Origin of the sequence: Affinundibacterium amnicola (genome assembly GCF_014284275.1) — a bacterium.
GTDB lineage: Bacteria > Pseudomonadota > Gammaproteobacteria > Burkholderiales > Burkholderiaceae_D > Undibacterium > Undibacterium amnicola.
In genome coordinates, this window is the sequence record NZ_JACOFU010000003.1 from 532,597 (window position 1) to 548,006 (window position 15,410).

Genomic DNA, 15,410 nt, shown 5'->3' on the forward strand with positions numbered 1-15,410 from the left:
TGTAACGCTCAGTTTGTTAGGCATACAATTCTCAGCAGGTTCCGGTTTTCAAATCTTGTATTCCTAACGATGATTTAGGTTTTTAATCTTTCTAACAAAAGTGGAGCGAATCATTTGATTAAGTACCGCACGATACAATAGACAGATGAAAATGAATTTTGTAATCAGCAACTTAGCTTGGTGATGGGCCAATTGTGGTTTTGATCGCCCTCTATACCAGGAAATCCGCCACTCTTTAACGAACGATCAATGTGTTCCAAAAACGTCTCAGTTACAGGCGATGCATTAAGAGGAGGATCATTTGCCACGGCAGGAACACTGATTGAGTATGGCGCTCCACCACTTATATTGACCTTGTGCAGTTCGTCTGGTGCAACAATAATTTGAAATGGTTGGTCATACTCAAGACGGTTTCCGCACTCGTCTTCCAAGTAGTAGAGCGCATAGGAAGCTGGATAGACGATGAGTTGGTCTGGGCAAAATTCAGTCTCAGTCCAAGATGGGTGGTGACCAGTTAAATTGACGCTTCCTACCTGCCTCCAAAAAAGTTTCAATGCTTCTGGAATTTCGCCAACCTCACGCTCAATCTTTTCGATGATATTTTCGGTTTCAGTTTCAGGGCCTGGAAATACTTGCTTGGGGTCGTCAAACACGTAGCCCATAGCACGAAGGCGCTCGACTAAAAGTGCAATTCTTTGTCCAAGTAAGTCTATTTGAGAACGCATAGTAGTAATTTGTCAGAATTGTTAGGGATGAACCCGCAGCGTATTGAAGCGTTTGTTATTGGCGATGATAGTTGCTTGGGTCGGTAAGTTTATTGGAATGGGTATAGCAAAAGAGTTATGGGCTTTTCCGTAAAAAGATTGCGATTTACCGGGTTACGCTGTGCCGTATTCATCACTCTAAGCTTAAGCAAACACCGTCACTGTCTGGCGGCTAATCGCCACGAGTTGACCATGTTCATTCCAGACTTCGGCTGCGATGTGGCCGTAGCCGTTGTGTGCGGCATCCGTGTGTGCCCGGTATTGCCACCATGGATTAGCTTGTTGCGATAGGCTTGTCTCGTCTATGCTTGGAAATTCTAAAGTCCAAGTCAAGCTGCTGGCGGGGGTGGGGCGGTCAAGCATTTGTAGAATCGCTGGTGGCCAAGCGTCGATGAGCGCTATCAAGCTCAACAATGGCGCACATGCAGCGCTCACTTCAGCACTCATTCCAGCAGATTCCTTCCAACGCATCCAGCCATGGATATGTGACTTGGACGAAGCGCTGAACGGCAAATCACAATCTTTATAAAGAAAGTCGATCTTGCGGGTAAATTCGGGGATGATTCCTTCGAGATAAGGAAAGGACAAGCCATCGTTGATGCCACCAAAATCGGGAGCGGCCTCACTCGCGACGACCACTTGCGAGCTACGTGCCACACCGAAACTGGCGAGCGCGCTTAATACGACCTTACCTTGTTGAAGTAAATGGCATTGCATTTGCGTGACCGATTTTCCTGCGCGTAGCACCTCACTTTTAAATTCAACTTCACCCACTTCGACAGGCGCAACAAACGAAATCGTCAGGGCACGCAGCTTGGCATCACCGGTCAGGCGCGCTTGCATATGCGCGACGACCAGTGCACCCAAGAGCCCACCAAAAATAGCGCGACCTTGCCCCCAACCCGACTCCATCTTTACGTGCGAAGATTGCTCGGCTTGTACTAACATGGTTTCAAAACTCATCAAAATCTCTCTCAGTTATTTCAATCTACCTATCTTCGATTAAGTTTAGCAAATTTTTGTAGGTGGAGTTGATTCCCACAAAATTGTGCCCCCATATGGTTTACCGGGTTCGTGAAATTGTTGCGAATTCGTCGGATGATTCGCAGGGTGGGCACAGCTTTGTCGTGCTTACTCTATATGGCTGATCTGGTGAGTAGCAAGTAGGGTGTGATAGCCAAAGGTGTATTGCACCGTCTGACGATCGCTCAATAAACAACAAAGCAATTTATTTGCTGATTAAACGAGCCGATGAAAATGAAGGTTCACCATGATCAATCATATGCGGCGCAATACGCCTTACGAAAAGATTACACCTTACGGCCTTTGTGTTTTTTAGAACAGCTTCTCAAAAACCTTTCCGTTGAACCGATATATATTTCCGTCTGCCATTCCGAAAAGCATGTTGTTTTTGTTGTCTCTATAGATTGTCCAAGTCATTGGACTAGATGTCTTGTCACCAATTGAATAGTTTGTCAAAGTTTTACCGTCGTATTTCCAGGCTCCAGTATCTCTATCTCCAAACCAAACATTCCCTTCTAGATCTTCTTCAATTGCAAAGACGTGTTCGAGTGTGCCTGGTTCTGACTTATTTCCATTTCTTGTGCTTTTTGGATGAATTAAGTTTTTCTTTTCAGAGAAATTTATTGTCGTTTCACCTTCTTTTAGTAGTACGCCAATCCCGTTATTTCCTATCCAAATGCGTCCTTTGGAATCGGCTAATACACTTCTAATGTGTAAAACCTTATTCTCTTCTAAATTTAGTTTTTCGTTTTCGAAAATGTCTATTTTGTTACCATCATAACTGAACAGTGCAGAATAAGTCGCAATCCAAACTTTGCCATCTTTTGCTTTTGAAATATCAGTTACGCCATAAGTACTAGCAGGACTTTTATTTTTTGGTTTTGGGAAAATCAAGTAGTTCACGTCCATTCCGTCAGAACGACTTATTCCGTCTTCTTCACCCGCATAAAACCATAAGTCTCCATTGGTTTCATTCCAGTCATATTTTGGTTCGCTGGTTTTTGTCAGATAATTGGTTACCCCACTTTTTTTGTCATACACACTTACTCCTCTTGCAGTTCCAAACCAGATTCGTCCATTCGTGTCTTCTTGGATTGAACGGATTTGATTGTTGGACAAACCATCATTAGTTGTAAAGTACTTAAACGATTTTCCATCATAGAAACTTACGCCTTCATTTTGACTTCCAAACCAATAGTTACCTTTGCTGTCTTGAAAAATCGCACGAATCCCAGAAGTGAATTTTAGGGTTTCGGTCTTTGAAGCTACTACCAATTCTGGCATGCTAGTTTCTTCTTCTGTTGATTCCTTTTCAACGCAAGAAACGTTTAGTGTCAATGTGAGTATTAGGTAGATCAATCTCATTTTTTTATTTTTGATCCTTTCTTGTGCTCAGAACTATCCATGTTCGCTGATTTAAACGGGTTTTCCCGTCGGCTCGGCAGGGTCTGCTTAACGCTAAATTGACGGGCGCAAAGCGTCCGTGTCGAATGTTGAGTTGGGCGGCAGCGTACGATGTTGAATGGCCAATATAGCCTGATCTGCCGACGATTTTACATCGCGTTTCCTAGATTTAAGGCCACGTTGAAGTAGCGGGATGGCCAACTCCGTTCCAATGCAGTTCAGAGTTGCATGGCAATAAACGATGTCATAAGGATCTTCGGTCACCTCAAGGTGGGCTAGCACATGCGCCTCCGCCTCAGAAGATTCCGAATTCTTTAGGGATTTGATCGCGGAGTGTCTGACAAGCCAACGACTGTCCCCAAGCAGTTGATAAACAGGGCTTAGATCTATTCCTATTGGCTTTCGGATATCAGCGAGAACATCAAGCATTGTCGACAGCACGTATTTGTCTTTCTCTTTGTTAATGAAGCCGATCAGTGCATCAGCGCACTCATGACTTTGAGTATTCTTGCCTAATTTACCGAGGATGAAGTAAGCGGCCTTGCGCTGTCCTTTCGTAGTTCTTCCTGTCAAAAAGGTGGATAGCTCCGCTGCAATGGATTTATCAGTAACCATTTCCGCTTCTCGATGCGCCGCCCACGAAATAGACTGGCTAGAATCAACTATAGGTTCCGATAGACACATGCGCTCAATTAAATCCTGCAATTCCGTTCGCATTGCTGCCTCCTATGCCGCCCAACTTTAATTTAATTTGACAAAAATGCATATTAACTTGGCTCGTTAAAAAAGACAATTTGTTTCAAGTCTCTTGAAACCCGCATGGAGCTTGGTTGCAAACGGTTATACTGTATAAACCTGAGGTATAAAAAATCGACAAAAAAGTGCACATCACAGAATTTCAAAGCGCCCGGTTTAATCATCAAAATACCAATAAAAAAAGGCGACCATCAGTCGCCCCTCTTCATTCAAATTCAAACCAACAAATTAGAATCGCACATTCCCCGGTGTACGCGGAAACGGAATCACATCCCGCACATTACCCACACCAGTAATGTAAGACACAGCGCGCTCAAAACCCAAACCAAAACCTGCGTGCGGCACAGTGCCGTAGCGGCGCAGGTCGCGGTACCAGTAGTACGGTTCTTTCGCCAAGCCGACTTCTTCCATGCGCGCGTCTAATACATCTAAGCGTTCTTCGCGTTGTGAGCCGCCGATGATTTCACCAATGCCTGGGGCTAGGATATCCATCGCAGCGACGGTTTTGCCGTCGTCGTTCATGCGCATGTAGAAAGACTTGATGTCTTTCGGATAGTTTTGCAGAACCACTGGGCCGCCTACGTGTTTTTCGGCGAGGTAGCGTTCGTGTTCGGATTGCAGGTCGGTGCCCCATGCGACTGGGTATTCGAATTTTTGACCGCAGTTTTGCAAGATGTTGACCGCTTCGGTGTAGTCCATACGCACGAAAGGTTTGGCGATCATGTTTTCTAATTTGGCGATCACACCTTTTTCTACGCGCTCTTCAAAGAAGGCCATGTCGTCGCCGCGTTCGTTCAAGACCGCAGTAAAAACGTATTTCAACATCGCTTCGGCGAGGTCGGCATTTTGTTTGAGATCAGCGAAGGCGACTTCGGGTTCTATCATCCAGAATTCAGCTAAGTGGCGGCTGGTGTTGGAGTTTTCTGCGCGGAAGGTGGGACCGAAAGTGTAGACCTTGGACAAGGCCATGCAATAGGTTTCGACGTTCAACTGGCCAGACACGGTGAGGAAGGTTTCTTTGCCGAAGAAGTCTTTGCTGAAATCTGGCTTGCCTTCTGGTGTCTTAGGGAAGTTCATCATATCCAGCGTAGAAACGCGGAACATTTCGCCTGCGCCTTCGCAATCGGATGCGGTCAAGATCGGTGTGTTGACCCAGTAAAAATCTTGTTCATGGAAGAAGCGATGAATCGCTTGTGCGATGGAGTGACGAGTACGTGCCACTGCGCCCATGATGTTAGTACGTGCGCGCAAGTGTGCGTTTTCACGTAAGAATTCCATGCTGTGTGGTTTTGGTTGAATTGGGTAGGTGTCGGGGTCTTCGACCAAGCCAAATACTTGCACGCTTTCTGCTTGCATTTCAAAACTTTGCCCACCGCCTTGCGATGGCACGACCATGCCAGTCGCTGAGAAAGATGCGCCTGCTGTCAGGTGCAAAATTTCGCTTTCGTAATTGCCTAAGGTGTTTGGTACAACGATTTGCAAAGTGCCGAAGCATGAGCCGTCGGTTAATGCCAGGAAGGATACGCCGGCTTTGGAATCGCGGCGGGTACGTACCCAACCTTGAACCGTGACGCTGGTGTCGCTCGGGGCTTTGCCGTTGAGGACTTCTTTTACGCTGAAAGTTGCCATGTTTTATTTCTCCAATATTTATTCGAGAACTTCTCAAAACCTCATATGGGGCGATCCGCGTTGTTGTACATCCTCGCAATATTGACATATTGCTGCGGTGTACGCCTAGCGTCTCATCCCCAAATGAGATTTTTAGAAATCCTCGGGTGGCGCATATGATATCTGTTTGCGCTGTTAAAACCAATTTGTGTTGGTTACTTAATTGCCTTTGCTCTTGTTGAGTTGGGCTTGTGTTGCTTAGTTTATTGCTGTTTGTTTCTAATGTTTCTTTTGTTTCGAGTTTGGCGTACTGACGAAAACTAAGCTTACTGCAAAGTCTGTCATTCCCGCATGTTCTTAGCGGGGATTCAGCGTCTTTGGTTGATCAACGAAAGTCGCTGGACTCCTGCCTTCGCAGGAGTGACGGTAAAATGGTTGATGGCTTCTTAAACAGTTACCAGACCAGTATTTACTTCATAGCTCCCTCTCCCGCGGGCGGGAGAGGGTTGGGGTGAGGGCGGCTCAGAAATCTACACAGCTGGTTTGATTACTTCATGTTTGTTCGAGCACGCCAAGATGTTTGCTTGCTGAACCACCCTCATCCCAACCCTTCTCCCGCAAGCGGGAGAAGGGATTTAGTTCCTCAATGCTTACCCGTACTACCAAATCCACCTTCACCACGCTCACTGTCGCCAAACTCTTCAACGATGTTAAAACCGACCTGCAAAACAGGCACAATAATCAACTGCGCCAAGCGTTCCATCGGGTTCAAAGTGAATGCATTTTGCCCGCGATTCCAAGTCGAGATCATCAGCTGACCTTGATAATCGGAATCGATCAAACCAACCAAATTACCAAGCACGATGCCGTTTTTGTGGCCCATGCCGCTGCGTGGCAAGATCATGGCGGCGTATGCTGGGTCGCCAATGTGAATTGCTAAGCCAGTTGGAATCAACACAGTTTCACCTGGTTGTATGGTGATCGCTTCGTCTATGCATGCACGTAAATCAAGCCCAGCGCTGCCCGGTGTACCGTAGGCAGGGAGTTGGTCTTTCATGCGTGGGTCTAGGATTTTGAGGTCGATGTTTTTCATGTTTTTCAGTAGGGTGCGCCATGCGCACCGTTGTTTTTAATTTGTGTATTGAATTTGTGTATCGATTCAGTTTGGTGCGCGCGGCGCACCCTACGATTGCGGCTTTACTCGTTTCGCTATCTCATCCACCAACTGCTTCGCCAAGGTCTGCTTATCCGCCTTAGGCAAAGCCTGATGTCCCTTCGCATCAAACAACACCAACTCGTTTTCGTCTTTGCCAAAAGTTTGGTGGCCGATATTGCCGACTAAGAGAGGGATGTTTTTCTTGATGCGTTTGGCTGCACCGTATTCGAGTAGGTTTTCTGATTCTGCGGCAAAGCCTACGCAGTACGGCGCTTTTGCTAATGCGGCGACGCTAGCTAGGATGTCTGGGTTTTGCGCGAATTGTAGTTGTGGCGTGTCGCTATCGCTGGTCTTCTTGATTTTTTGATCGCTGGCATTCGCTACGCGCCAATCGGCCACCGCTGCCACGGCGATGAAAATGTCTTGTGCCTGTACTTGTGCCATCACCGCATCGTGCATTTGCTGCGCTGTTTGCACTTGTTGACGTTGTACTCCGTAAGGTGCTTCGAGTGCTGTAGGGCCAGAGACTAGTGTCACGTGCGCGCCAGCTTCCCACGCGGCTTGGGCAATCGCGTAACCCATTTTACCGGACGATAAATTGGTGATGCCGCGCACGGGGTCGATAGGTTCAAATGTTGGACCAGCGGTGATTAAGACGCGTTTGCCTGCCAATGTTTTTGACTGAAATGCCGCCTCTAGTTCTGCCAAAATTTGCGCTGGTTCTAACATGCGACCCATGCCGACTTCGCCACATGCTTGTTCGCCAGCGGCTGGGCCGAAGACTTTGATGCCGTCTTGTTCAACTTGTGCGACATTGCGTTGCGTCGCTGGGTTGCTCCACATTTCTACGTTCATCGCAGGTGCAATGAATAAAGGAAGGTGAGCGGGGCGGGCGATGCAAAGTGTGGACAGTAAATCGTCGCACGCGCCGTGCGCTAATTTGTAGATGAAATTGGTGCTGCACGGCGCAATCAGGATCGCATCAGCATCGCGCGTCAGGTCGATGTGCGGCATGTTGTTGGCGATGCGCGCATCCCATTGATCGGTATAAACCGTATTGCCCGACAAGGCTTGCATCGTCACTGGTGTAATGAACTGCGTGGCACTTTGCGTCATCACGACTTGCACCGTTGCGCCGAGTTTGCCTAAAGAACGGCATAGATCAGCAACCTTGTAGCAAGCCACACCACCTGTGAGACCGAGGACGATTTTTTTACCAGCGAGTCGGGAAGCCATGATTGTTTCCTTATTTCTTTACGCGTCGTAATTCATCCAAAATAAACAAAGCCGCACCCAAACAGATCGCACTGTCGGCTAAGTTGAAGGCCGCGAAGTGGTAGGTGTCTTTGTAATGAAAATCTAAAAAGTCGATGACATGACCATACAGCAAACGATCAATCACATTGCCGATAGCGCCGCCCATGATGAGCGCGAGTGACCAGCAAAATAGTTTTTGAGCTGCGTGTTTTTTGAGTAGTACAGTAATCACGATGGAAGCGACCACACCAATCGCCGTGAAGAGATAACGCTGCCAGCCACCTTCATTGGCAAGGAAACTAAATGCCGCACCTTTGTTGTAGACCAAAGTTAAATTGAAGAACGAGGTCACTGGATAGAGTTCAGCGTAGTGAAAGGCTTTTTCTATCGTGATTTTGGTCACTTGGTCAAGCAAAATGACGATAGCGGCGATGCCTAGCCAAATGCCGAATAATCCGTTGGAGGATTTAGGTTTGTTTGAGAAGGTGTTGGTTTTTTTCGTGGCCATATCGCTGTCAGTTTTGTAGTTAACTCCCTTCTCCCGCTTGCGGGAGAGGGAACTTGTATCTTTGTAAGGCGAGTGCAACCCGCGCTGTTTCGGACTTCAATTTTTTCCGAGCGGCGCGGGTTTCACCCGCCCTACAGTCTTACATTACGCGTACTTACGTACTTCACCCGCGCCAAACAAATTGCTATTGCAACGACCGCACAAAGTTGGATGTTCAGCATTCACGCCCACATCGGCGCGATAGTGCCAGCAGCGTTCGCATTTTTGGTATTTCGATGCACTGACTACGACTGTTTCGTCGGCTTCGGTCGCGACTTGTTCTACACTGGCAGCTGAAGTGATCAAGGCAAATTTCAAATCATCTTCTAAGCTACTCAACACGCCAAACTTATCACCGCTGGCTTTGATCACCACTTCGGCTTGTAAGGAAGAACCAATCGCACCCGATACGCGGACTTCTTCTAATTGCTTCGTCACATCGGCACGTACCGCACGCAAACTCGTGTATTTTGCTTCGAGTGCTTCGCTATTGGCGATCGCTGGCAACTCGTAATAAGTTTGTGTGAAGATGGTTTCGTCGCTGCCAGCAAAGGCTTCGGCGCTGGCGAAGCTCTGCCATGCTTCTTCCGCGGTGAACGACAGCGTTGGTGCCATCAAGCGCAACAAGCTTTGCGTGATGTGCCAGATCGCTGTTTGTGCAGAACGACGTGCGAATGACGTTGTGCCGCTGGTGTACAAGCGGTCTTTCAAAATATCGAGGTAGAAACCACCGAGATCTTCTGAGCAGAAAGATTGTAATTTGGCGACGACAGGGTGGAATTCATATGCTTCGTAATGTGCTAACACTTCTTTTTGCAATGCCGCTGTGTGGGCAATCGCGTATTGATCGATTTCCATCAAATCATTCACGGCGACCGCATCTTTACTGAAATCAAAATCCGAGGTATTCGCTAACAAGAAACGCAAAGTATTACGCATGCGGCGATACGATTCTGTGACGCGTTTTAAGATTTCGTCAGAAATAGAGATTTCACCAGAGTAGTCAGAAGACGCCACCCATAAGCGCAAGATGTCCGCACCTAAAGTATCAAAAATCTTTTGCGGCGCTAAGGTGTTGCCCAAAGATTTGGACATTTTTTTGCCTTCGCCATCGACCACGAAACCGTGCGTGAGCAAGGCTTTGTAAGGTGCATGACCATCGAGCATAGACGCCGTCAACAAAGACGAGTGGAACCAGCCGCGATGTTGATCGGAACCTTCTAAATATAAATCTGCAGGGTAAGCCGATTGTGCTTTGTGTGAGCCGCGCAAGACTGTGAAATGCGTGGTGCCAGAATCAAACCACACGTCCAATGTGTCGCGATTTTTTTCATACATTGGCGCTTCGTCGCCGAGCATTTCTTCTACGGTGATTTTCTGCCAGGCCTCTATGCCTTCGGCTTCAACACGTTTGGCGACGAGTTCTAATAACTCTGGCGTACGTGGATGAATTTGACCAGTTTCTTTGTTGAGGAAGAACGCCATAGGCACGCCCCATTGACGCTGACGTGACAACGTCCAGTCAGGACGATTCGCGATCATGCCGTGCAAACGCGCTTTGCCCCATCCTGGGAAGAAGGCTGTTTCGTCAATCGCTTTCAATGCCGTTTCACGCAAGCTGGCACCGCCATCGGCAGGTGTGTTGTCCATGCTAGCGAACCATTGTGAAGTCGCGCGATAGATGATCGGTGTTTTATGGCGCCAGCAATGCATGTAGCTGTGGTCAAACATTTTCAGCGAGAACAAAGTACCGGCTTCGCGCAATTTATCGCAGATAGGTTTCGATGCTTCCCAGATCGTCATACCTGCAAAGAAAGGCAACCAAGATGCGTAACGCCCATCGCCCATCACTGGGTTGAGCATGTCGTCATCTTTCATGCCATGCGCTTTGCAGGACTGGAAATCTTCGATACCGTAGGACGGTGCGGAATGAACTACGCCGGTACCAGTTTCTGTGCTGACGTAGTCGCCCAAGTACACAGGTGAAAAGCGATCATAGCCTTCGTGGGTTGAAGACAGTGGGTGTTTGAATTTGATCAGTGATAAGGCTTCACCCAAGCAAGTCGCGATGATTTCTGGCTGCAAATTCCAATTGGTGAAAGCGGTTTCGATCAAGTCTTTTGCCATCAAAATCAGGCATGGCTCACCATCACGCTCAGTTTTGATCAAAGCGTAAGTGATTTCTGGATGCATGTTCAAAGCTTGATTGGATGGGATGGTCCACGGTGTTGTGGTCCAGATCACGCAGTAACCTTTTTCCAGTGGCAATTTGTCGAGGCCGAAAGCTTTCGCTAACTTGTCGTTTTCAGCGAACGGAAAGCCGACATCGATAGATGGATCGCGTTTGTTTTCGTATTCAACTTCTGCTTCCGCCAAAGCAGAGCCGCAATCGAAACACCAGTTGACTGGTTTTAAGCCGCGATACACGTAGCCTTTTTCGAAGAGCTTGCCGAGCGCGCGGATCTCGCCGGCTTCGTTTCCGAAAGCCATGGTCTTGTAAGGATTATCCCATTCACCCAAAACACCCAAGCGGATGAAGTCGGCTTTTTGACGTTCGATTTGCACTTCGGCGTAAGCGCGGGCTTTTTCTTGGACTTCAGCGACTGGTAAATTTTTACCATGCAGTTTTTCGATTTGGATTTCGATAGGCATGCCGTGGCAATCCCAACCTGGCACGTAAGGCGCATCAAAGCCAGCCATGGTGCGCGCTTTGATGATCATGTCTTTCAATACTTTATTGACCGCGTGACCGATGTGGATATCGCCATTCGCATACGGAGGGCCATCATGCAAGATAAATTGTGGTCGGCCTTTTGCTGCTTTGCGCACGCGCTCGTAAATTTTCTTTTCTTGCCAGCTTTTTACCCATTGTGGTTCGCGTTTAGCGAGATCTCCACGCATAGGGAATGGGGTTTCAGTCATATTGACTGGATACTTGCTTGCAGGTTTTCCGGCTTCTTTTTTTGCTTGCTTATCGTTAGACATAGTTTTCTTCGTTTAAATTAAATTTTGGAATTCTTTGGATGAAGGTCAAATGCTTTTGCCGCAGAGGCGCAGAGTACGCTGAGATTCTTATGTCATTCGCGGAGGCAGGAATCCAGCGTCTTTCGGCGACCACGGCTTTACGCCACTGGATTCCCGCCTACGCGGGAATGACAAATCTAAATAGTGTTGATGCTTTTCTCTGCGTCCTCTGCGCCTCTGCGGCGAAATTTTTTTAATTTTTCATCCTATATTTTTATGAACTTGCCGAGCGTTCTTCAAATTCGATCCGTTGCCGATCCAACTCGCCTTTTGAAATAGCTACGCGCTAGATCGGCATCGCGGTCAATGGCGGCGGTTAAGGTCGGTAAATCGACATACTTTTCTTCGTCGCGTAGCTTTTGTAAAAATTCGACATGGATGACTTTGCCGTAGGCATCGACATGCTGATCGAGGATGTGCGTTTCGAGTAATACACGACCACTATCGTCAACGGTTGGGCGTACGCCCATGCTAGCCACTGCAGGCAAAGGTGCTTCGCTCAATCCATGCACTTGTACGACGAAAATCCCCATCACGGCTGGTTTGTGATGTGCGATGCGTAAATTCAAGGTGGGAAATCCCAAAGTGCGACCTAGCTTTTGGCCGTGCACGACGTGACCAGAAATTCGATATGGACGTCCTAATAAATGTTGAGCTTCCTCGAAATTGCCTGCCACTAATGCAGCACGCACGGCAGAGGAAGAAATGCGCTCGCCATGTCGTTCTACGGTGTTCATCGTTTGCACGACAAAGCCAAAACGTTCGCCGGCTTCTTTCAAAGTATGAATATCGCCTGCACGTTTTGCGCCAAAGCGGAAATCATCGCCGACCATCACCAGCTTCACATGCAGGCCGTTAACTAAAATCTTTTGGATAAACTCTTCCGGGCTGAGTGCTGCGAAATGGGCGTTAAAATGTTCGACAATTACGCGGTCTATGCCAGCCTGATCGAGCGCGGATAAGTTGTCGCGTAAATTGGCGATACGGCTTGGTGCTTTGGATAGGTCACCGAGCATTTGTGCGAAAAATGCACGTGGATGCGGTTCGAAGCTCATCACCGCAGCTTCAATGTTGAGACGTGTCGCGGCTGCGCGTAAATCGGACAAGAGCGCTTGATGTCCAAGATGTACGCCATCAAAGTTGCCAATTGCCAAAGCGCAGGGCGCACGTGAGGCGGCATTTGGTAATCCACGAAAAACCTTCATAGGCCAATAATTCTTATGTAAATTGCATGTTAAGCAGGGTCATTTCGTCTAATTTTGCGAGGCAGAAAAATGGCTTAACAAAAACCTTTGATTATAAAGGCATTTAGCTCTGAAAGACTTTGAATTTGTCCGTTTTTGCGATGCAATACCAGATGATTTTTTTAATTTTCTAATGGAAGCTACTTTTGCGCTCAAGTAAAGAATAGAAGTCTTGTGTATTTCAATTTGATTTTCGCGATATTTTCTACAAAATGCGATTAACTTCGCTTAACTTCTATTCTCTTTGACGTATCTAGCTCAGTTTTTCTGCGTAATCTCTTACTAACTAACTTAGGTACTTGATAAATCACTCACTCAGTTACTTGCCAAGCTTCCAGCGTGCCAGAAGTTCGCGCAAGGCTTCGGGTTTATTCATCGGTGCAGGGAAATTTGCTTGATCGCGGTGATTCACGCCATGACAAGAAGCGCATACCCGAATTTCGCCCGCTTTGAAGCTTATCCAGTTTCTTTCTCTGACCACCGGGTTGCCTTGTGGGTCGGTCGTTTGCCAAGTAAGAGCACGTGCGGCGGGTACAAATGCAGCGCTTGAACCATCTTTGGCGATGACGACACTGCTGCGACTATTTTCATTATTATCAATGCTGGTTGGCTGTTTCGATTGAGACGCTGTTTTTAAATTCATTGGATGAAAATCTTTAATGGCCTGTGCAATATGCCTTCGTCCTGGACGGTCGGTGTAGCCGCGAATTTGTTCAGCTTGTAAGATTTGAAAATGCTGGATCGCATACAACTTGCCTTCAGGGTTTAACGACGAGATCGTTTTGGTGCCTCCCGGCACTTGCAAATTGTAGGGTTGCTGCAAATCGGCACGGTCACGGCTGGTTTGATTCCGCGTGATGATCAGGGCGAGCTGATGTTGTTCTAGCCATTTTCTTAGCGCGATTTCATCAATTTGTTCTTCTTGAAAGATACGTCGTTCAGGCGATTCAAGTTGCGGCGTTCTTGTTGGATGCCGTTTGCGGGTCTTCACTTCAACAGGATCGAGTTCCCATAACTCTCCTTGAAAGCGTTTGAGCTGGTCTCCATCCCACCAACTGAGCGATTTACGTATGCCTTTCGTTAGCGGAGTACCTGCTGTGAAGTGCTGCGATGAAGGATAGGCTTGCAGCCATTTCAGACGTAAGTCGCGCAAGTTGGTTTCGGGTTCAGGTGGTAATTGATTGCTTGTATGGCTGGCGATTAATTTGCCATCGGAGAGCGGCAGCGGATTTCTATATCTGCCATCTTTTAAATTATCGGTTTTGTCGATGCGCGTCACTGCGATGATTTGCATTTGTTCAGGATTGATATCTGGCCTTGCATTGATTTTAATAATGCTATCTGTGGTGAAGGACGCGGATTCACGCGCATTAATACCAAAAAAAACACCATGCTCAAGTGGATCTTCGCGTAAGTGAAAAATGCCGCCTTCGCGCCTTAGTGCTAGCTGGTTACGATGAAGTTCTTCTCGCGTACGCTTGCTGAGATTCTTATCTTGCATAAAGCTTGGTGTGAGATAACCAAAAGAGAGTTCATGCAAGCCAGCATGATTAATTGTTTCTTCATTTGCGCCATCTTGATCGATTTGCCAGATGCTGAAAAAATTACTGCGAAACGCATGAACCGGACCGTAGGCGCTCTCGCTACCGACGCGAGACTCTGGAAAGATTTCTTGTCGACTATCGAGTCGTTTCGCATGCGCTGTTTCGTCGGCATAATTAAATGATTTGAAAGGCAGTGCGACGCCGTTTCGAAAGGCATCACGATCTCGATCTGCTAATTGATCTTGCTGTAAATGATCCCAACGAGTAAACACGACGCGCCCAAAGTGGTCGATCACAGGATTAAACGCGCCGCTTGGTGTATGGCTTAATAATTGTAATTTTCCAGTGAGGGGATTGAGTTTCCATAGGCCAGAAATGCTCGGTGTTGCTTCGTATTCGTCCAACTGAGGATACAGATGTAAGTCGCCATTGCGTGGTCGATCCGACGTGAAAATAATCTCATCATTGTCTGCGTAAATCGGCGAGATATTATTGAATCGCGCATCCTGATTGTGTATTTTTTGGATGACTGCTTTTTGATTCTTTTCTAATCCTTGCACTTCGTAAATTTGCCAACGAAAGTTGCTTTGCGTCGACAATTTTCTTTGTTTTAGCGGTGAGCCAATGAGCATGCTAAATACCGCTTTTTTACCATCAGGATGAACGGATGGTTCTCTGACGGCAATCGCTTTGTTGGCTTGTAAGCCAGTCATGCCGAATCCAGCTTCGGCGGTCAGATTACGTAAGCTACCGTCGGGGTAATGCAACATCAAATCGCCACCGCGTGGGACGTCTTTCACACTAGTTCGATGATTGGCAAAAGCGGAAAGCCGAGTATTGTTATCGTTTTCCACAGGCACTTGGGTAACAAATAAAATCGGCTTGCTTGCTTCTGCTTGTAATCTCGAAATGGGTGTCGGTTCGCCAAGTAGTGCCAGTGCTGATCTGCTATTTGAATTGGATTCCGCTGCTTTTTCACACGCGCTTAGCGAAAGAACTAATATGAAGATCGTGGCAATTTTGGAACAAAAGCGCATGGTGGTTGGTCAATGCAAAGAATGAGTGAAATAGGAATTGATCGCA

The 15,410-nt window shown here is 47.2% G+C and carries 12 protein-coding genes; 1 reads left to right on the top strand and 11 read right to left on the bottom strand.

Annotation, left to right across the window (positions count from 1 at the left end; genetic code table 11):
• Positions 1–164 precede the first annotated feature (164 nt).
• The 11 genes from H8K33_RS10295 to H8K33_RS20175 all read right to left on the bottom strand — a co-directional run bounded on the left by H8K33_RS10295 (position 165) and on the right by H8K33_RS20175 (position 15,127).
• Complete coding sequence (locus H8K33_RS10295; RefSeq protein ID WP_186890924.1) at positions 165–725, bottom strand: hypothetical protein; 561 nt, start codon at positions 723–725, stop codon at positions 165–167.
• Between the two features lie 183 nt (positions 726–908).
• The gene (locus H8K33_RS10300; protein WP_186890925.1) at positions 909–1,727 is read right to left on the bottom strand and encodes an acyl-CoA thioesterase; all 819 of its coding nucleotides are present in this window, start codon (positions 1,725–1,727) and stop codon (positions 909–911) included.
• 372 nt (positions 1,728–2,099) lie between these two features.
• Complete coding sequence (locus H8K33_RS10305; protein WP_222613382.1) at positions 2,100–3,071, bottom strand: ligand-binding sensor domain-containing protein; 972 nt, start codon at positions 3,069–3,071, stop codon at positions 2,100–2,102.
• 174 nt (positions 3,072–3,245) lie between these two features.
• Positions 3,246–3,908 carry a HEAT repeat domain-containing protein gene (locus H8K33_RS10310; protein ID WP_186890927.1) on the bottom strand — a complete coding sequence of 221 codons (663 nt, stop codon included), beginning with the start codon at positions 3,906–3,908 and terminating at the stop codon, positions 3,246–3,248.
• 267 nt (positions 3,909–4,175) lie between these two features.
• Positions 4,176–5,576 carry an asparagine--tRNA ligase gene (asnS, locus tag H8K33_RS10315; RefSeq protein ID WP_186890928.1) on the bottom strand — a complete coding sequence of 467 codons (1,401 nt, stop codon included), beginning with the start codon at positions 5,574–5,576 and terminating at the stop codon, positions 4,176–4,178.
• A gap of 622 nt (positions 5,577–6,198) precedes the next feature.
• Positions 6,199–6,648 carry a dUTP diphosphatase gene (gene dut / locus H8K33_RS10320; RefSeq protein WP_186890929.1) on the bottom strand — a complete coding sequence of 150 codons (450 nt, stop codon included), beginning with the start codon at positions 6,646–6,648 and terminating at the stop codon, positions 6,199–6,201.
• 90 nt (positions 6,649–6,738) lie between these two features.
• Positions 6,739–7,947: a bifunctional phosphopantothenoylcysteine decarboxylase/phosphopantothenate--cysteine ligase CoaBC gene (gene coaBC / locus H8K33_RS10325; protein ID WP_186890930.1), complete on the bottom strand. Its 1,209-nt coding sequence runs from the start codon at positions 7,945–7,947 to the stop codon at positions 6,739–6,741.
• 10 nt (positions 7,948–7,957) lie between these two features.
• Positions 7,958–8,476: a signal peptidase II gene (lspA, locus tag H8K33_RS10330; protein WP_186890931.1), complete on the bottom strand. Its 519-nt coding sequence runs from the start codon at positions 8,474–8,476 to the stop codon at positions 7,958–7,960.
• A gap of 144 nt (positions 8,477–8,620) precedes the next feature.
• Entirely contained in the window at positions 8,621–11,500 is a 2,880-nt protein-coding gene (gene ileS / locus H8K33_RS10335) for an isoleucine--tRNA ligase (RefSeq protein ID WP_186890932.1), read from the bottom strand.
• A 275-nt stretch (positions 11,501–11,775) separates the two neighbouring features.
• Positions 11,776–12,744, bottom strand: coding sequence for a bifunctional riboflavin kinase/FAD synthetase (locus H8K33_RS10340; RefSeq protein WP_186890933.1), 969 nt, complete (start codon positions 12,742–12,744; stop codon positions 11,776–11,778).
• Positions 12,745–13,102: 358 nt separating this feature from the next.
• Entirely contained in the window at positions 13,103–15,127 is a 2,025-nt protein-coding gene (locus H8K33_RS20175) for an HzsA-related protein (protein WP_186890934.1), read from the bottom strand.
• Between the two features lie 37 nt (positions 15,128–15,164).
• Here H8K33_RS20175 and H8K33_RS10350 point away from each other — a divergent pair, with 37 nt between their 5' ends.
• Positions 15,165–15,389, top strand: coding sequence for a hypothetical protein (locus H8K33_RS10350; protein ID WP_186890935.1), 225 nt, complete (start codon positions 15,165–15,167; stop codon positions 15,387–15,389).
• The last annotated feature ends 21 nt before the right edge of the window (positions 15,390–15,410 follow it).